Annotated in this window: 17 protein-coding genes and 2 riboswitches; of the genes, 9 read left to right on the top strand and 8 right to left on the bottom strand. The window is 51.3% G+C overall.

The annotated features are described in order from the left end of the window. Positions 1-83: 83 nt before the first annotated feature. Positions 84-1,133, bottom strand: a complete 1,050-nt coding sequence (locus IQ294_RS07560; RefSeq protein WP_203333432.1) for an NAD(P)/FAD-dependent oxidoreductase — start codon at positions 1,131-1,133, stop codon at positions 84-86. Positions 1,134-1,276: 143 nt separating this feature from the next. Between IQ294_RS07560 and IQ294_RS07555 the strand changes: the two genes are divergently transcribed. The 4 genes from IQ294_RS07555 (at position 1,277) to IQ294_RS07540 (ending at position 5,062) form a co-directional block, all read left to right on the top strand. Continuing rightward, entirely contained in the window at positions 1,277-2,068 is a 792-nt protein-coding gene (locus IQ294_RS07555) for an ABC transporter ATP-binding protein (protein WP_203333431.1), read from the top strand. A gap of 5 nt (positions 2,069-2,073) precedes the next feature. Further along, a complete protein-coding gene (locus IQ294_RS07550) occupies positions 2,074-2,991 on the top strand; it encodes an iron-hydroxamate ABC transporter substrate-binding protein (RefSeq protein WP_203333430.1) in 918 nt (305 codons plus the stop codon). A 68-nt stretch (positions 2,992-3,059) separates the two neighbouring features. After that, on the top strand, positions 3,060-4,058 hold the full coding sequence (locus IQ294_RS07545) for a FecCD family ABC transporter permease (protein ID WP_203333429.1): 999 nt from the start codon (positions 3,060-3,062) through the stop codon (positions 4,056-4,058). Further along, entirely contained in the window at positions 4,055-5,062 is a 1,008-nt protein-coding gene (locus IQ294_RS07540) for a FecCD family ABC transporter permease (protein ID WP_203333428.1), read from the top strand. Before IQ294_RS07545 ends, IQ294_RS07540 begins: the two co-directional genes overlap by 4 nt. A 177-nt stretch (positions 5,063-5,239) precedes the next feature. On the opposite strand, the gene IQ294_RS07535 is transcribed toward IQ294_RS07540, so the two are convergent. The 7 genes from IQ294_RS07535 to mtnK all read right to left on the bottom strand — a co-directional run bounded on the left by IQ294_RS07535 (position 5,240) and on the right by mtnK (position 12,962). Continuing rightward, positions 5,240-5,833, bottom strand: a complete 594-nt coding sequence (locus IQ294_RS07535; protein ID WP_203333427.1) for a flavin reductase family protein — start codon at positions 5,831-5,833, stop codon at positions 5,240-5,242. 64 nt (positions 5,834-5,897) lie between these two features. Continuing rightward, positions 5,898-6,902: an EAL domain-containing protein gene (locus IQ294_RS07530; RefSeq protein ID WP_203333426.1), complete on the bottom strand. Its 1,005-nt coding sequence runs from the start codon at positions 6,900-6,902 to the stop codon at positions 5,898-5,900. A 166-nt stretch (positions 6,903-7,068) separates the two neighbouring features. After that, positions 7,069-8,106: an ABC transporter permease gene (locus IQ294_RS07525; RefSeq protein WP_203333425.1), complete on the bottom strand. Its 1,038-nt coding sequence runs from the start codon at positions 8,104-8,106 to the stop codon at positions 7,069-7,071. Then, positions 8,030-9,583 (bottom strand): sugar ABC transporter ATP-binding protein, encoded by a 1,554-nt coding sequence (locus tag IQ294_RS07520; RefSeq protein WP_203333424.1) that lies wholly within the window; start codon positions 9,581-9,583, stop codon positions 8,030-8,032. Before IQ294_RS07520 ends, IQ294_RS07525 begins: the two co-directional genes overlap by 77 nt. A gap of 57 nt (positions 9,584-9,640) precedes the next feature. Next, positions 9,641-10,723, bottom strand: a complete 1,083-nt coding sequence (locus IQ294_RS07515) for a sugar ABC transporter substrate-binding protein (RefSeq protein ID WP_203333423.1) — start codon at positions 10,721-10,723, stop codon at positions 9,641-9,643. Then, positions 10,720-11,781: an S-methyl-5-thioribose-1-phosphate isomerase gene (gene mtnA / locus IQ294_RS07510; protein ID WP_203333422.1), complete on the bottom strand. Its 1,062-nt coding sequence runs from the start codon at positions 11,779-11,781 to the stop codon at positions 10,720-10,722. Before mtnA ends, IQ294_RS07515 begins: the two co-directional genes overlap by 4 nt. A gap of 2 nt (positions 11,782-11,783) precedes the next feature. Further along, a complete protein-coding gene (gene mtnK, locus IQ294_RS07505; RefSeq protein ID WP_203333421.1) occupies positions 11,784-12,962 on the bottom strand; it encodes an S-methyl-5-thioribose kinase in 1,179 nt (392 codons plus the stop codon). Positions 12,963-13,043: 81 nt separating this feature from the next. Further along, positions 13,044-13,198, bottom strand: a riboswitch (SAM riboswitch). A 752-nt stretch (positions 13,199-13,950) separates the two neighbouring features. Continuing rightward, a riboswitch (SAM riboswitch) is annotated at positions 13,951-14,060 on the top strand. A gap of 78 nt (positions 14,061-14,138) precedes the next feature. On the opposite strand from mtnK, the gene IQ294_RS07500 reads away from it, so the two are divergent. From IQ294_RS07500 to mgtE, 5 genes are all read left to right on the top strand, one after another. Further along, positions 14,139-15,353 carry a 2,3-diketo-5-methylthiopentyl-1-phosphate enolase gene (locus IQ294_RS07500; RefSeq protein WP_203333420.1) on the top strand — a complete coding sequence of 405 codons (1,215 nt, stop codon included), beginning with the start codon at positions 14,139-14,141 and terminating at the stop codon, positions 15,351-15,353. 3 nt (positions 15,354-15,356) lie between these two features. Next, a complete protein-coding gene (locus IQ294_RS07495) occupies positions 15,357-16,022 on the top strand; it encodes a 2-hydroxy-3-keto-5-methylthiopentenyl-1-phosphate phosphatase (protein WP_203333419.1) in 666 nt (221 codons plus the stop codon). After that, positions 16,019-16,645 (top strand): methylthioribulose 1-phosphate dehydratase, encoded by a 627-nt coding sequence (locus IQ294_RS07490; RefSeq protein WP_203333418.1) that lies wholly within the window; start codon positions 16,019-16,021, stop codon positions 16,643-16,645. Before IQ294_RS07495 ends, IQ294_RS07490 begins: the two co-directional genes overlap by 4 nt. 28 nt (positions 16,646-16,673) lie before the next feature. Continuing rightward, positions 16,674-17,207, top strand: coding sequence for a 1,2-dihydroxy-3-keto-5-methylthiopentene dioxygenase (locus IQ294_RS07485; protein WP_203333417.1), 534 nt, complete (start codon positions 16,674-16,676; stop codon positions 17,205-17,207). A 135-nt stretch (positions 17,208-17,342) separates the two neighbouring features. Then, a complete protein-coding gene (gene mgtE / locus IQ294_RS07480) occupies positions 17,343-18,701 on the top strand; it encodes a magnesium transporter (protein ID WP_203333416.1) in 1,359 nt (452 codons plus the stop codon). Position 18,702 lies beyond the last annotated feature (1 nt).

The following is an 18,702-nucleotide window of genomic DNA, read 5'->3' as shown; positions in this document are numbered from 1 at the left end:
CATCCGCTCAACGCTTTAGAATTCGACTTTTCAACGAAAGAGACGGCCCGCGGGCCGTCTCCTGTTGTCTTTATGCGTCTGAATCAGCTCATCATCTGCTGGATCAATTCTTTGTTGCGCTTCTTGAAAACGTCGTTGTGTGAGGAGACCATGGCAATTTTCTGTGCGTCAGGCTGGATGTAGCTTTTTGCCTGATTGACGGCATTGGCTGCATCCTGGAATGTGCCGGCGATCAGATTGAGTTTGCCGGGATGCTGGAGGATATCACCCGCAGCAAACAGACCGTCGACGGATGATTCGCTTTTCGGTGTGCCGGCGATGTAGTAATCGTCCGCAATCCCGATGTCCAATGGACTGTTGCCAAGCAGGCTGATGTCGCGCTCGTAACCATGATTGATGATGACTTCATCAATCGGCAGCAGCGTTTTCTCCCCTGTCACCCGGTCTGTTAACTCAACCAATTCAATCGCATCCCGGCTGTCTGAAGCGATCAACCGGCTGATGGATGTATTCAAATGGCAGGCCACTGAGCTTCCGTGCAACTGGCTGACCTGGGCTTCGTGGCCGGCAAGCGCGTCTTTCCGGTAGCTGACATGAACTTTTTTCGCAATGGGCTCGAGCTCATTGGCCCAGTCGATCGCCGAGTTGCCGCCGCCCGAAATGAGGACGGTCTTCCCTTTGAAACGTTCGAGGGATTTGACCGTGTAATTCAAATTGGATACTTCAAAACGCTCGGCGCCTTCAATCTCCAGTTTCTGTGGATTGAGGATGCCGCCGCCGACTGCAACGATGACCGTTTTGGATAAATGGGTTTCCCCGGATGATCCCTCTAGTTGAAATAGATCGTCTGCCCGCTTCACAATGCTTTCAACTTTCTCATTCAGCACGACTTCCGGATTGAAGGTAAGGCCTTGCGCCACCAATTGGTCGATCAGTTTCGCGCCAGGGATCGGCGGCTGGCCGCCAACATCCCAGATCATTTTCTCCGGATAGACATGAAGCTTGCCGCCCAGCCTTGGCTGAAACTCGATAATTTTTGTTTTCATTTCCCGCAGACCGCTATAGAAGGCCGAATACAGTCCAGCTGGACCACCGCCGATAATCGTTACATCAAATACCTCAGTTTGTGCCAATTTGCCTCATCCTCTTCTTTCAGTTTTAAATTGACAATCATTCTCACTCGTCTTATAGTATTGATTGTACTGAAACTGATAATCATTATCAATTAATTTCTCACATTTAATTTTCACAAAGTTTTACTAGGAGGTTGAAAGTTATGGTCCGCCTGTCCGCAGAGCATCTGGATATCAGTTACGGAGACCGCACAATCGTAAAAGATTTATCGCTGGCCATCCCCGATAAGAAAATAACGACCATCATCGGATCGAACGGCTGTGGCAAATCCACTTTACTGAAAGCCCTTACCCGGGTGATCCCACACCAGGCAGGGAGTATCGTGCTCGACGGTTCTGATATCGCCAAGGAGAATACGAAAAAGCTCGCCCGGAAAATTGCCATTTTGCCGCAGACCCCGGAAAATGCACCCGGCCTGACAGTCGGCGAATTGGTGTCCTATGGCCGATTCCCTTATCAAACGGGATTTGGACGCCTGTCCGCCGAGGACCATGACATTATCAACTGGGCACTCGATGTCACCGGCACACAATTCTTCAAATATCACCCGGTCGACGCTTTATCAGGCGGCCAACGCCAGCGTGTGTGGATCGCCATGGCGCTTGCGCAGGAAACGGAAATGATTTTCCTGGATGAGCCTACGACCTATCTGGACATGGCGCATCAATTGGAGATTCTCGAACTGCTTCAGAAGCTGAATCAGGAACAGGAACGCACCATCGTCATGGTTTTGCATGATTTGAATCAGGCCGCACGTTTCGCCGACCACATGATTGCCATGAAGAACGGTGAAATCATCAAAGCAGGAACCTGTGATGAAGTCATGACGGCAGAAGTGTTGAAAACCGTATTTCGAATCGATGCTGAAATCGGGTTGGATCCAAGAACCCAGAAACCGATTTGCATTACATATAATTTGATCAAAGGAGCGTAACACGAATGAAAAAATTAATTTTCATGCCGGTTTTATTGGCTGCTTTATTTCTTGCAGCTTGCAATTCAGAGTCAACTGATGAAACGGAAGAGGCTGCGGCCGAGAAATCTCCGGACACGATCACGTATGAATCGGAAAATGGTCCCATCGAAGTTCCCGCTGATCCACAGCGTGTGATTGTGTTGTCGACATATGCAGGAAATGTCATGGCGCTCGACGTGCCGATGGTGGGAGTGGATTCATGGTCAAAAATGAACCCCCGCTTTGAAGCCCAATTGGCGGACGTTGAAGAAGTGACGGAAGATAATCTGGAGAAAATCATCGAGCTCGATCCGGATCTGATCATCGGCTCATCGACGATGAAAGACATCGATAAGCTGGAAAAAATAGCACCGACAGTGACTTTCACCTATAACAATGTCGATTACCTGACGCAGCATCTTGAAATCGGGAAAGCCGTGAATAAGGAACAGGAAGCTCAGGCGTGGATCGACGATTTCAAAGAACGGACGCGCATTGCAGGAGATGAAATCCGCGCCGAAATCGGCGAAGATGCGACTGTATCGGTCATCGAGAATTTCGATAAGCAAATTTACGTTTTCGGCGACAGCTGGGGCCGGGGAACGGAAATCCTTTACCAGGAAATGAAATTGAAAATGCCTGAGAAAGTGCAGGAAATGGCATTGAACGACGGCTATTATGCGCTGTCACAGGAAGTTCTCCCTGAATACATGGGCGATTACGTGATTTTCAGCAAAGATTCCGAGCAGGATAATTCTTTCCAGGAAACAGATGTATACAAAAACACCGAAACGGTGAAAAATGGCCATGTCTTCGAAGTCAATGCCAAAGAGTTCTATTTCAATGATCCCCTTTCGCTTGACTATCAGCTGGAATTCTTTAAAGAAAGCTTTCTTAAATAATCAAAAGAAAAGGGATTCCTGAACCACCGGGAATTCCTTTTCATCCTTAACAGAAATGATGATGCCTTATGCCGACCAAATTTAATTTCTTCGCCAAACTGCTGATGGCTTTTGCCGTTTTTGTGCTGACGTTCACAGCAGCTCTCGCTTTTGGCGCGGCGGATATCGGATTGAACGATATCCGTCTGGCTCTTTTTTCAAACGTTTCAAATGATGCCATTTCGGTGATCAGGGAAATCCGCCTGCCTCGGGAACTTGCCGCCATACTCGTTGGGGCGGCGCTCGCAGTGTCGGGAGCCATCATGCAGGGCATGACGCGCAACCCGCTGGCGGATCCCGGCTTACTCGGTTTGACAGCCGGCGCCAACGCTGCGCTTGCTGTAACGCTAGCCATGATTCCCGCTGCCAATTATTTCGGCATCATGGTCGCCTGCTTTATCGGCGCAGCGGTCGGGGGAGCATTGGTATTCGGGCTTGGTTCAATGAAGAAAGGCGGCTTCTCCCCGTTTCGGATCGTGCTTGCCGGTGCTGCCATCTCGGCGTTCCTTACGGCCGTGGCTGAAGGAATCGGCTTGTATTTTAAAATCTCGAAAGACATTTCCATGTGGACGGCCGGCGGTTTGATCGGTACGACATGGGGGCAGCTGCAGGTGATTTTCCCTTTCATCCTGATTGCCATGATTGTCGCGCTGCTCTTATCACGGCAATTATCGATTCTGAGCCTGAGCGAGGAAGCCGCAATCGGATTGGGACAAAATACGAACCGTACGAAAGCGATGCTGTTTGTCGTCATCACCGCACTCGCGGGTGCCGCCGTTGCACTTGCCGGCAATATGGCGTTTGTCGGTTTGCTCGTGCCGCATATCGTACGGGCCATCGTCGGTGTCGATTATCGGCACATCATTCCGATGTCCGCTGTCGCCGGAGCGATATTCATGCTATTTGCCGACCTGATGGGAAGAACGATCAACGCACCTTTCGAAACGCCGGTGGCCGCGATCGTCGCTATGCTCGGCTTGCCGTTCTTTCTCATCATCGTCCGTAAAGGAGGCCGCACATTCACATGATCCAATCTGCTTTGATCAAAAAACAGCGCCGCTTCTTTTTCGGCTTGCTGGGATTAATTTTGGCGACAGCCATCATCAGCGTTGGGGCAGGTTATTCATCGATGAGCTATGACCGGATTTTCGCCGCACTCATCGGCCAGGGAACATTCAAGGAAAATTTCGTCCTGTTCTCGGTCCGCATGCCGCGCATCGGGATTACGGTGCTTGCCGGTATGGCACTTGCGCTGTCAGGGGCCATCCTGCAAAGCATCACGCGCAATGACCTGGCGGACCCCGGCATCATCGGCATCAACTCCGGTGCAGGTGCTGCTATTGCCATCTTTTTCCTGTTCGTGCCCCTTGAAGTGGGCTCGTTCGTCTATTTGCTGCCGCTGGTCGCTTTTGGCGGTGCGCTGCTGACAGCCGTGCTGATCTATTTGTTTTCGTATCAAAAGGAGACGGGGCTTCAGCCGATCCGCTTGATCCTCACAGGAATCGGATTTTCGATGGCCTTGTCCGGAGTGATGATCATCCTGATTTCGTCCGCCGAACGCGAAAAAGTCGATTTCATCGCCAATTGGCTGGCGGGCAATATCTGGGGCACCGACTGGCCATTCATCCTGGCGCTCTTGCCTTGGTTATTGATCCTGATTCCCTTCGTCCTTTATAAAGCGAACCGCCTGAACATGCTCAACCTCAATGAACCGGTTGCTATCGGGCTGGGTGTATCGGTTGAAAAAGAACGGGTCACCTTGCTGCTGGCCGCTGTTGCATTAGCCGCTTCGGCCGTGTCCGTGACCGGCGGCATCGCGTTCATCGGATTGATGGCACCGCATATCGCCAAAGCGCTGGTCGGCCCGCGCCATCAACTATTCCTGCCGCTCGCCATTTTGACAGGCGGCTGGCTGCTGCTGTTGGCAGACACGATCGGCCGCAATCTGTTGGAGCCTTCCGGTATTCCTGCCGGAGTGGTATCGGCATTGATCGGCGCACCTTATTTCATTTATCTGATGGTGAAGAAATAAAACCCAGGGTCAGCTGACCTTGGGTTTTTGCTTTTGAGGTGCGGAGTTTGGCTCGTGAGGTGCGGTTTTTCATCTGCGAGGTGCGGAAATCGGCTCGTGCGGTGCGGTCACCCGCTATAAAAAAAAGTCCATGCGGAAAGCAGAGCTTTCCAGCGTGGACTCCAATATATTCCTAACTCAATCCGGCCGTTTCAACGAGAAAATCTCACCCAGTTTGGCGTAATTCGTTCCTGCGAGACGGCTGACCGGCTTTAATACTTCGGGATCGATGCGGCCGTTCCCATAAATCGACTCATCGACATGGATCCGGACAATCCGGCCGATCAGCAGGTCATTATGGGGCAATTCCACAGCCTGCTGCAGGACGCATTCAAAACGGATTTTCGACTGTTTGACAGCCGGTACATCCACCGCCTCGCTGTCTGTGAGAGTCAGTTTCGTAATGTCGATCTCGCTGGCATCCGGCGGCAGCGAAGCTGCTGTTTCATTGACTTCAAAGACATTTTCTTCATCCACGATATGGACGATGAATTCCTTTTGCGCCAGGATATTTCGCGCCGTATCTTTCCGTTCGCCGCCTTTCCGCTGAACGGATACGGACAGCATCGGAGGATTCGATGAGACAAGATTGAAATAACTGAAAGGAGCGGCATTGACGACTCCTTCAGGAGATATACTGGTGACAAAAGCGATCGGCCGCGGAATAATCGAACCGATCAGCAATTTATAGTTTTCGCGCTCCGTCTGCTTATCCGGATCAAAACTCAGCATAATCATCACTCCTTTTCGTCCAGTTTACCTGAACCGCGTGCCGTTGACGCAGAAAATGCCTGGCTCAGATCAGCACGCCTTCGATTTCCTGCGGGTCTTTCGATGGCTTGCCGAAATAATAACCCTGAAATAATTCATAGCCCCGTTCTCTCAGCCATTTCCAATCCTCTTTTGTCTCGACACCTTCAGCAAGTGGAACAGAGCCGACTTCAAGCGCTTTTTCAAGAAAACGCAAAGCGGTTTGCTGCTTCTCTTTATCCTCTGCGACACCCTGCACATACTGCATATCGAGTTTCATGTAATGCGGCTTCAAATCTGCCAGCAACTCGATTGTGCTGTAGCCTTCGCCCACATCATCAAGCGCGTACTGGAAACCTTTTTTCTTATAGAAGGAAAGGATTTCCCGCAAATGATCGATATCATCCACTTTTTCCGTCTCCACCACTTCAAACACCAGCTGCCGCGGGTCCACGCCAAGCTCCTGAGCGAGGCTCGTCGTCGAACGCAGGCAGAATTCAGGCGAATAAATCGAAGTCGGGATGAAATTAATGAACGCCTTCACATCTTTCAGCACAGCCGCATGCCGAACTGCCGCCATCCGGCAGACCCGGTCGAGCGCATACAATCGGCCGCGGATTTTTGCAGCCGGAAAGATTTCATTCGGGTAAATGACCGAACCGTCTTCCCGGTGAAAGCGGGCCAGCATTTCATAAGCGAAAATTTCACCGTTCGCCCTGACGATCGGCTGATAATGGCAAACCAGCAATTCCTTGCGGATCACGTCATCGATCCATTCGACAGTGAATACCTGGTCGATTTCTCCGATGCTCTGCCATGCCCCTTTGTCCAGGCGGAACTGCACCTGCTCCGGTTCCATCAGGTGCCGGCAGAAATCGAGGAATTCCTTTGCTCCTGCTTCTTTCAACAGCAATCTATTGTCTTTCCTGGTCGATTCCATATCCCGGCGGGCAAGATGGTTCACGACTTTATCCATCATTGAAAGGTTCGTTTCCCCTTCCAGCTTTATATCAAATTTCAGTTCTGCAACTGAACAATTATTGCAATCCATTGTTTGCCCTCCTTTTGTCCTGCTGCTTTTAGATTATCTGAAAATGGTTAATAAATCTTGAATGTTTCAAATTTATAACAGATAAAATAAAACAAAAAACGTCCGCAAACGTGTCACTACACGTTACGGACGTCTTTTCATTCAAAGTAGAATTATCAATACCCCTTCAAGTCTTAGCAAATTTATTCTTCGCATACACATAAGTAACCGCCAGCGCCGCAACCAGCACAGCACCTTTGATAATATCAAAAGCATAATACGGCAGGTTCTGGATCGTCAGGCCGTTCAGAAGGATGCCGATGACGGCTGCGCCGAAAAAGGTGCCGAGGGCGTTCGGCTTGCCGGCACCGAGCACGGAATAGCCGACAAATACCGCAGCTACTGCCTCCATCAAGAGTGGTGCACCGGCGTCAATCTGGCCGGAGCCGACGCGCGCCGTGAACAAAATTCCCGCCATCGACGCGAAGACGCCGGAAACGATATAGGCGATGGTCTTCACTTTTTTCACATTGACACCGGACAGCGTCGCTGCTTCTGCATTGCCGCCGGTCATGTAGAGAATACGTCCCCAGCGCGTATGGCTCAGAACCACATACGAAGCAAGAACCATGACGACCATGATCCAGACCGGCACAGGCAGACCCAGCATCTGGCCCTGGCCGATCCACAGGAACGCTTCGGACAATTGCCCGGGAGCCGTGACGCCGGAAGTGAGCGGCATATTGTTGTAGATCGAATAACCTTCCGTATACGTACGGTGGAGACCCGCAACGATATACATCATGCTGAGCGTCGCCAGCAGATCAGGTATTCCGATGACATTAATGAGGAGGCTGTTGACCAGCCCGACTGCAACGCCGATCCCAAGCGGCAGCAGGAGCACAAGCCACAGCGGCATTTCATACCACACCATTAAAGACGCCGTAACGACCGTCGACAGGGACATCGTCGAGCCGACCGACAGATCGAAGCCGTCGACAACGAGCGTAAACGTGACGCCGAGCGCCAGCAGCGTGACGATTGAAATCGACCGGAGGATGTCCGCGAAGTTGCCGTAAGTGAAGAAGGCGTCGCTGAGGCTGCTGAAATACAGGATGATTGCAATCAGCAGAATGATGGCGCCGTATTTAAACAGAAACTGGATCGCGTTTTCTTTCAATGAGTTGTTCGTTTTTGACAGTTTCTTCTTTTCCACCGCTTGCATACAGCAATATCCTTTCCTGGGTCGCTTCTTGACGTGATAATTCCTTCACGATCTGACCATCGCACATTACCAGAATGCGGTCGGAGATGCCGATCGCTTCATGGATTTCACTGGAAAAATAAAGGCAGCCTTTGCCGCTTCCGGCCAGTTTCCGGATTAATTTGAAAATATCGACCTTGGCGCCGATATCGACACCTTTCGTCGGTTCATCGAATAAATACAAAAGCGAGTCGAGGCTCATCCATTTGCCGATGGCCACTTTCTGCTGATTGCCGCCGCTCAAGTGGACGAGCGGCGTTTCCGTGCCGCCGGTCTTGATGTTCAGTTTATCAATCATCTCTTCTGCAAAATTGTTTTCAGAGGTTTTATTCATGAACAGCCCTTTGGAAAATTTCCGGAGATTCGGAAACGATGCGTTGGTCCGCAGCGTTTCGTGGACGAACAGCCCTTCTTTTCGCCGCTCTTCCGGAATCAGCGCCATCCCGGCACGGATTGCGTCGCCGGGATGGTTGATGCGCGTTTCCCGTCCGGCGGTTTCGACGGTGCCTTCCACTTTCTTCGCTGCCCCGAACAGCGCTTTGGCGAGTTCCGTCTTGCCCGCGCCAACCAGTCCGACAATGCCGACGATTTCACCGGCTTTCACTGAAAATGAAACATCCTTCAGTTTTTGGCCATCCGACAAGCCCTGAACATTCAATAAATCATCACCCACCGGATGCAGCTCTTTCTCCAGTTCGTGGCTCAGTGCTGCACCGAGCATCGCTTCGATAATCTCTTCGGAATCAGACTCTTCCGTTACGAAAGTGTTGACCCGTTTCCCTTCCCGCATGACGGTGATACGGTCGCTGATTTCAAAAACTTCCTGCAGACGGTGGGAAATGAAGATACAGCCGACGCCTTCACTGCTCAAGCGGCGGATGACCGAGAACAGTTTATCCGATTCCGTCAGTGACAAAGGCGCTGTCGGTTCGTCGAAGATGATGATTTTTGCCGAATGCACGAGTGCACGGGCAATCAGCACCAGCTGTTTTTCCGCCAACGAAAGCGTGCCCGCTTTCCGCGTCACTGAAATGTCTTCCGACTGCAGCTTGGCCAGTGCCGCTTTCGCCTGTTTGTTGATGTTCTGCCGTGACAGCAGGAAACTGCCACCTCCTGCAAAACTGTCCAGCAGGATGTTTTCCGCTACCGTCAGTTCGGCGACGATGGCTGTGTCGACTTCCTGGTAGACGCAGTAGATGCCATGTTCTTTCGCCTGTTTTGGTGAACGCAGCGAAACGACTTCTCCTTCCAGCCTGATTTCGCCGCTGTCCTGACCGTAAACACCTGACAAAATCTTGATCATCGTGCTTTTCCCCGCTCCGTTGACACCAAGGAGCGCATGAACCTCACCTTGCGCGAGAGTCAGTTCGCCGTTTTCCAGTGCAGTCACATGGCCGAAGCGCTTGCCGATTGCTTTCATTTCCAATAATTGCGTCATCGCTGTCGTCCTCCTTCCTGCGAAAAGAGCCGCCCTTTTGCGGGAACGGCTCCGTTTTTATTTGCCTTCCAGTTTCAGCAATTCGTCTGTATAACCCTGTTCGCTCGCACCCCATCCTTCGATGTGTTCGCTCAATGTTTCAGTCGTCACCGATTCTTCCGGAAGTTCTTCAGCATCAATGAAGACCGGCTCCAACACGACTTTCTCTTCAGGCTGTTCGCCGTTGATCAATTGGTATGCATAGCGCACCTGGATGCGTCCGATATCTGTCGGATCGACCGCTGCCGAAGCCACCCACGGGCTGCCGTCTTTTTGGATCATCTGCAGATCTTCGTCACTCATGTCGATGCTGTAGACTTTGATGTCCGTGCGCCCTGCCTGTTCAATGGCACGCACCGCACCTTTCGCAAATTCATCCCACGCCGCCCAGACAGCTGTAATGTCACCTTCGTTCGGGTATTGTTTCAAAATCGCTTCCATTTGCGCCTGTGTATCAAGTGCCGTATTTTGTGTGGCAGAACCGAAAGCCGCCACTTCTTTGATGCCCGGGTTGTCGTTCAGGAACTGCTCATATGCCACTTGGCGGCGTTCCATCGGCGCAAAGCCTGCTGTCCAGATTTTCACGATGTTCGCTTCACCGCCGTGGTCGTCAGACAGTTTCTGCAGCGTCTGTTCGGCCATCAGCCCATCGCCCTGTTCCAGTGAAACCACGCCTTCCACGTCGACGCCTGCGTCAAAAGCAACAACTGGAATGCCTTTTTCGACCGCTTTTTCAACGCCCTGGTTCAACGCTTCTTTCGTTCCGTGGTCGATCAGGATCGCATCTGCTCCCTGGTTGATCGCAGCGTCCAGATTGGATGCCATTTTCGCCAGGTCTCCTTCAGAATTGAACACGGTAACTTTGCCCCCGAAGTTCTCAACCTGCTCTTCAACTCCTGCTATGTATTGCGCCGAAAATGTTCCGAGATTCTGCTGCAGGATCAGCGCCACTTCTTTGCCTGCAAGCGGATGTTCCGAAGCTGCCGCTTTCTTATCCGAATCTGTTTCTTTAGTTACTGTTTCGCCTTTCGGCTGGCACGCTGCCAATAAAACACTTAAGACCAGTAATGCCGCGATAATCCAAAATGATTGTTTTCTCATGATTGAGCTCCTCCTCCGGAAACTGCGCCAAGCAGGCCGGTTATGTTTTGTTCGTAATCAGGTTTGATGATGCCTTTTTCCGTGATGATTGCCGTAATGTACTGCGCCGGCGTCACATCGAATGCCGGGTTGAAAACTTTCGTGTGGTTCGGTGCTAAGGGCTGGCCGGCGATGTGCGTGATTTCCGTCGCCGGACGCTCTTCAATCGGAATCTCTTTGCCATCTGCTATCAGCAGGTCGAATGTCGAAACAGGTGCCGACACGTAGAACGGGATGTTATAGGCTTTCGCAAGAATGGCCAGATTGAGCGTTCCGATTTTATTCGCCGTATCGCCGTTTGCCGCAATGCGGTCCGCACCGACGATGATCGCTTCGATGCCTTTGGCGCCGATCGTATGCGCCGCCATGCTGTCGGTGATCAGCGTCACGTCAACACCGGACTGCTGCAGCTCCCATACCGTCAGCCGCGCGCCCTGAAACACCGGCCGCGTTTCGCAGGCAAAGACTTCGAATTCACGGCCGAGCTCCTTGCCGAGATGAAACGGTGCAAGCGCTGTGCCGTATTTCGCCGTCGCGATGGAACCGGCGTTGCAGATCGTCATGACTTTCGATTTGCCTTCCAGCAATTGGAGCGCATAGCCGCCGATCGCGCGGCACGCTTCTTCGTCTTCTTTTTGAATGCGCTTGGCCTCTTCCAAAATCTGCGCTTTCGCCGCTGCAACTGTCCGCACCGATTCGATGGATTCCTGCAAGCGGTTGAGTGCCCATTCAAGATTTACCGCTGTCGGACGCGAAGAAGCGAGGTAAAGCGCATCTTTCTTCACGAAATGCAGAAAAGCTTCCGCTGTCTCTGCTTCGTGATTTTGCGCTGCAATCGCGAGCCCGTAAGCTGCCGTAATGCCGATCGCCGGTGCGCCGCGAACTTTCAGGGTAACGATGGCGTCATATACGTCTTCAAGTGTATTGAGCGCGATATATTCCGTCTCGTGCGGAAGTTTCTGCTGATCCAGGATGATCAGCTGGCCGTTGAGCCACTGGATGGATAAGGGAATTGCCATTTTTACCGCTCCTCTATGAATGCAATTACGTCTTTTATCGTTGTTAGTTCATTGCGTTTTAAAATCAATGTCTCTCCGATTTGCAGCGCCTGTTTCTTTAATTCGATGCGCTGTACGTCGTCTTCGATGCCGTCCAGATCTTTCACATGCGCCAGTCCGATGGTGCGGCGGATCAGTTCACAGCCCGCAAATCCAAGTGTGTCGCTGAAGATTTTCTCAAGCACCGCCTGCCGGTAACCCGGAACGTCCTTGAAATCTTCAATGCCTTTCGATTCCCACAGCTCCGAGAAACGCGTTTCGAATACGTTCCATGTATTTTCGATATGGCGGATGATGATGTCCCGCCCTTCGCCGCTCCGCGTGATGCCCTGTACAATCAGGTTGGCAATGAACAACCCGACATCAAAGCCGATCGGGCCATAAAACGCGAATTCCGGATCGATGACCTTGGTTTCATTGTCATCCGCGAAAATGCTGCCCGTATGCAGGTCGCCGTGGAGCAGGGCTTCCGCTTCCGTCAAAAAGCTGCGTTTCAGCTTGGCCGCTTCGAGTTTCAACGCCTCATTGTTCCAGATGGCTTCCACGGTTTGCCGAAGTGCCGGTTCGAAATCGTTCGTATCATGGTCGAAATATGGATCGGTGAAAACGAGGTCTTCTGTGATTTTGCACAATTCCGGGTTGGAAAACTCAGCCGCCAATCGTTTCTTTTCAAACGGATGCAGTGCGAAATCCGATGTATGGAATAAAGTCTCAGCGAGATATTCGCCGATATGGGTGGATAGATTCGGGTAGCTTTTCCCCTGGATCAGGCCTTCACGCGCAATCGTCAGACGGGAAAGATCTTCCATGACCGTGTAGGCCAGCTGTTCGTCCGTGCTGTAGACTTCTGGAACGAGAGCCGGAACAAATTCACCATGTTTCTGCAGTGCTGCCGCTTCGATCGCCGCGCGTTTCAATGTCAGCGGCCAGCTTTCGCCGATCACTTTCGCATAAGGCAGCGCCTGTTTGATGATGACGCCTTTGCCTGAATCCGCATCGATCACGTGGAACACATAATTCAAGTTGCCGTCGCCGATTTCCCGGCATTCCAGTCTGCCTGCTTCCGGCAGGAACGTTGCCGCCAGGCGGATTGCCGCTTCTTCCGTCAATGCTTCATATGTAGAAATTGCTGTGAGTGTCATGAGTATCTTCCTCCTGAATTCAATATAAAAACGCCTCTTTCCCGAAAGAAAGAGGCGCAGAATTATACAGAGGTTCCTTGCCTCTTATCTTCCAGAAATAAAATATCTGGTGGAATTAGCACCGTGCCTTGCGGGATATTCATCCCGGCGCATAAAGCGCCCCTTCTCACGAAGGTATTACGGTCGGTTGCTGGGCGTCATAGGGCCAATTTCCCTCTGCCTGCTCTTGATAAGAGTACGTAAGTTTATATGTGGTTTTGTTTATGATACGAATCCTATCATGAGTCAGAATTGACTGTCAACATGAGATTTTGATTTTTTCTGCCAAAAGCGGTGTCAGCCCCTTCCGAAATTTCGGCGCTCTTATAGAAGGTTTTGCCGGCTGGTGAGGAAAAAATTTTTTTGCTGTTCCCAGGTACTGCCCATCCCTTCCCCTTCTGCAAAGGGAAAAAACCAAGTTCGTAAGCGGATGTTTTTCGCTCTGCGAAAAACTCCAGGGGCTTAAAAGGAGCCTTCGCTGGCGGCGAAGGCTCCTTTTAAGCCCCGGTTTTTGATCCTGGTTTGTGGGTTTGGTGGAGGTTGTAAGTAAGGTGGTCGCTGTTTCGCGGTGGATTCAGCTGTTTTTCTTTGGAACCGGTCGTTTTCCTGATAAATCGGTCGCCATTTCGACTGATTTCAGTGTTGATCGGACAAATTCAAGAGAGATCAGCGATATTTCATGAAAATATAGGCTCTGAAGAGGCAATTGCTGCTCTTTCAGCCATCTTCAATTCCATATTTTGGATTTACTTTCCACAAAACTCAAAATACTGTCCACTCGAAGGCAAATACTGTCCGTTAGAAGCCGAATACTGTCCGCTAGAGACCAAATACTGTCCATTAGCCAAAAAGCCGTCCAAAAAATCTTTTTCCCATTACACTGTTGACAGAATTCTCCGTACATGAAATAATCGGGTTACTTTGTTAAAACAACCAACCGAATATCCAATTCTTATTTAGAGCAGGTGGAGGGACAAGCCCTTTGAAGCCCGGCAACCGGTCCAGTGATGGATACGGTGCTAATTCTTGCAGCCAGAAACTATGGCTGAGAAATAAGAAGTCGTTAACGCCCTTAACCTCTTCTTATTTGAAGAGGTTTTTTTATTTTTATCAATGAAATCAAAGGAGTGGCCAACTATGAGCAGACTGACAGCAAGTTATCAGGTATACGGAAAAGCGGGGTCATTTGAAAAGAAAGCGGAAGGCATCGCGCTTGGGCTGACGATCGGGTCGTGGACGGATTTGCCGCTGCTCGAGCAGGAGCAGCTGAAAAAACATAAAGGCCAGGTGGTGTCGGTGGAGGAATTTCCGCAACATCCACATCCGCTCGAACCCGGACTGATCAAAGCGCACATCAAAGTTTCCTATCCGAGCGCGAATTTCTCGGCGGACCTGCCGGCTATTCTGACCACCGTTTTCGGCAAACTGTCGCTCGACGGCGAAGTGAAATTACTCGATCTCGATTTTGAGGAAGGACTGCTGAAACACTTCCCCGGCCCACGCTTCGGCATCGACGGCATCCGTGGATTGCTCGATGTCCATGGCCGTCCGCTCGTCATGAGCATCTTCAAAGGCGTCATCGGAAGAGACATTGATTATTTGACGGCACAACTCAGACAGCAGGCACTCGGCGGCGTCGACCTCGTCAAAGACGACGAAATCCTGTTCGACAATCCGCTGACGCCTTTTGAACAGCGCATCACTGCTGCAAAACAGGTTTTGCACGAAGTCTACACCGAAACCGGCCACCGCACACTTTACGCCGTCAATCTGACAGGCCGCACTTCCCAGCTGCGTGACAAAGCGAGGCGCGCACGGGAACTCGGCGCCGCCGCATTGCTGTTCAATGTTCATACATACGGACTCGATGTGCTGCAGGAACTCGCGGAAGACGAAGAAATTGCCCTACCGCTGATGGCGCATCCGGCGTTCAGCGGCGCGTTCACCGCTTCCCCGTTCTACGGTGTTGCGGCGCCGCTCGCACTCGGCAAGCTGACACGCTATGCCGGCGCTGATTTCTCACTGTTTCCCTCCCCTTACGGCAGTGTTGCGATGGAGAAGTCGGCGGCATTGGCGCTTGGGAATCAGTTAACGAATGAAAGCCTGTTGAAGCCGGCATTTCCGGTGCCTTCCGCCGGCATCCATCCGGGACTCGTGCCTTTGCTCGTCAACGATTTCGGCACCGACAGCATCATCAACGCGGGCGGTGGCGTCCACGGGCATCCCGACGGCGCAGCGGGCGGCGGCAAAGCCTTCCGCCAGGCAGTTGATGCAGTGCTGCAGAATAAAACATTGGAACAGGCCACCGAACAGCATCCGGAACTAAAAACAGCATTGGAATTATGGGGGTAAATCATGACACAAGCAATCATCTTCTGTGATTTTGATGGCACAATCACGACAAACGATAATTTAATCGCCATCATGAAGCATTTCGATCCACCGGGCTGGGAACCGATCAAAGACGAAATCCTCGCCCAAACCATCTCGATACGTGAAGGTGTCACGAGAATGTTTTCTTTATTGCCATCGTCGAAAAAAGACGAAGTCATCGCCTATGTGCTCGAGCAGGCGGAAATCAGGGAAGGATTTGCGGATTTTGTGGCTTATGCAAGACGCGAAGACATCCCGCTCTACATCGTCAGCGGCGGCATCGACTTTTTCGTCTACCCGCTGCTGGAACCGTTCGGACCGTTTGAAGGGATCTATTGCAACACGGCTGATTTCTCGGGCGACACTATCCGCATCGATTTCTCGCACGGCTGCGACGATGAATGCGCGAGCCAGGGCTGCGGCTGCTGCAAGCCGTCGATCATCCGTAAGCTGCTGGCAGGCGGCGCAACGAGTATCGTCATCGGTGATTCGATCACCGATCTGCAGGCGGCCAAACACGCGGACCTCGTCATCGCCCGCGATTTCCTCATTGAAAAATGCGAGGAACTGAACATTCCTTACGAGCCATTTGAGAACTTTGGCGACGTCACGGAAATCATCGATGCGAAATTGGGTGTCCGCTCATGACTGAACAGACACTCAACTCTTTAGAAGAAGAATGGACTGAACTGGCGGACGTGAAAGATGTGCTGGCTGCGCGCGACTGGTTTATGGGCACGAGCGGCAATCTCGCCATCAAAGTGAGCGATGCCCCGCTCGATTTTCTGGTCACAGCAAGCGGCAAGGATAAATATAAACGGACCGATGAGGACTTTCTTCTCGTCGATGCGGACGGCGCGCCGGTCGAAACGACGCACCTGAAGCCTTCCGCCGAAACATTGCTGCACAGCGTCATCTACAATAAAACAAATGCCGGCTGCAGCCTGCACGTCCACACCGTCGCCAATAACGTCCTGTCCGAAATTTATGGACGCGACGGTAAAATCGATTTCAAGGGGCAGGAACTGATTAAGGCGTTCGGCCTGTGGGACGAAGATGCCGTCCTGTCCATCCCGATCATCGCGAACCACGCCGACATTCCGCGGCTGGCGGAGGATTTTGCGGAACATGTGACGGCCGATAAAGGCGCCGTGCTGATCCGAAACCATGGCATCACCGTCTGGGGCAAAGATGCGTTTGAAGCGAAGAAATTATTGGAAGCGAGCGAGTTTTTATTTCAGTACCAGCTCGCACTTCTCCAACTAAAATAAAACCTAAAATCAGAGAGGAAGATTATTCATGGCAATCATCAAAATTCAAGGTACAGACGAAACAATTGAAGCGCAAAACGAAGTGGCGGCATTTCTCGAGCAGCAGGAAGTCGTTTATGAGCACTGGGATATCAACAAACTGCCGGAACCGCTCCGAGAAAAATTCGATTTGAGCGATGAAGAAAAAGAACAGATCCTGCATGCGTTCAAAACAGAAATCGACGACATTTCCGAGCGCCGCGGCTATCAGGCGGCAGATATCATTTCCTTGTCCGATTCCAATCCGAAGCTGGATGAATTATTGAAGAACTTCCAGCGCAAGCACATCCATACAGACGACGAAGTCCGCTATATCGTCAGCGGCCACGGCGTGTTCATCATCCAGGGCAAAGACGAGCGCTTTTTTGAAGTTCACCTGTCGCCTGGCGATTTGATTTCCGTACAGGAAAACATCACGCATTATTTCACACTTGCTGATGACCGCAAAGTCGTCGCCGTCCGCATTTTCGTTACAACGGAAGGCTGGGTGCCGGTTTACCAGGAAGAAAGCGTGCAAAGCTGAATAGACTGACAGACCGCAGCCTTGGCTGCGGTTTTATTTTATTTTTATAGACTTTTCAAATCCGCTGGTTAAGGGAATACTGTAGGATGGTGAGGACGGCGGCTGACGTTCGATTGACTACAAGGAGAGAGTGGCATGACAACAATAATGACAGAAAATGAAATTACACTGGCGATTGTCCAATCGCTGAAAGAAGGGCGGATCCTGGAATTCCAGGAAATCATGGATGAGCTGCAGCCGTATGACATGGCGCAGCATTACCTACGCATCCCCGCCAAGCACCGGACAAAATTCCTGCTCTATTTAACGACTGAACAATTGACCGAGCTGGTGGATGAGCTCGACAGTGAAGAGCAGCTTGATATGCTCCAAAAACTGGGCATTGAAGAATCCCGGAAAGTGCTGGACCGGATGGATAACGATGACCTCGCTTCGCTGCTTGCGGATATCGAGCCCCGCCGCGCGAAAGAATTATTAGCGAATATGAACGCAGATGAATCAACGATTGTGCAGAACCTGATGAATTACCCGCCGGAAACCGCCGGCCGGATCATGAACGACCGCTATGTCTGGATTCCTGGCGATTACACGATCCGTGAAGCGATCGATAAGATCAAGCACTTTATTCATTATGCTGAATTTCTGAACTACCTGTATGTCGTCGATGACAATAAACGCCTCGAGGGAGTCGTGTCGTATAAGGACCTGCTGCTGGGCGAGCTTGATGAAGAAATACGCAATGTCATGTACACTCGGGTCGTGAAGGCGGATGTGCTGACCGACCAGGAAGAAGTCGCCAACCTCATCAGCCGCTATGATTTTGTCTCCTTGCCGATTGTTGAAAGCGATAACCGGCTTGTCGGCGTTGTGACAGTCGATGATGTGATTGATGTCGTCATGCAGGAAGCCAATGAAGATATTGAAAAACTTTCCGCTTCCGGTAAATCGATTGATTTCAAGACAAAACCGCTTGTAGCCGCATACCGGCGCCTGCCGTGGCTCGTCCTGTTATTATTTATCGGCCTCCTGTCAGGCGGCATCATCAGCCGCTTTGAAGCGACACTTGAAACCGTCGTCGCCCTGACGTTCTTCATGCCGATGATCGCGGGCATGACAGGCAACACCGGTACGCAGTCATTGGCTGTTGTCGTGCGCGGACTCGTGTCCCAGAAGCTCAACTTCAGGCAAAGTTTGAAACTGATCCTCCGTGAAATGTGGGTTGGCATCATCATCGGCGTCATCTGCGCCGTGCTGATCACCGGCATTGCCTACTTATGGCAGGGCAGCCTCGTCCTCGGTTTTGTTGTCGGCAGCTCGCTTTTGCTGACGCTCATTATCGGGACACTGGCCGGCACCATTATTCCATTGATTTTATTCAAATTAAACATTGACCCGGCCATCGCATCCGGTCCGCTTATCACGACAATCAATGATATTTTGTCCCTGCTGATTTATTTCGGTATTGCGACGGTATTCATTTCGCAGTTGATGTGAG

Origin of the sequence: Planococcus beigongshangi (assembly GCF_016820495.1) — a bacterium.
Lineage (GTDB): Bacteria > Bacillota > Bacilli > Bacillales_A > Planococcaceae > Planococcus > Planococcus beigongshangi.
Note: the sequence above shows the minus strand (reverse complement) of the source record. Positions and strands in the feature narration are given on the sequence as shown.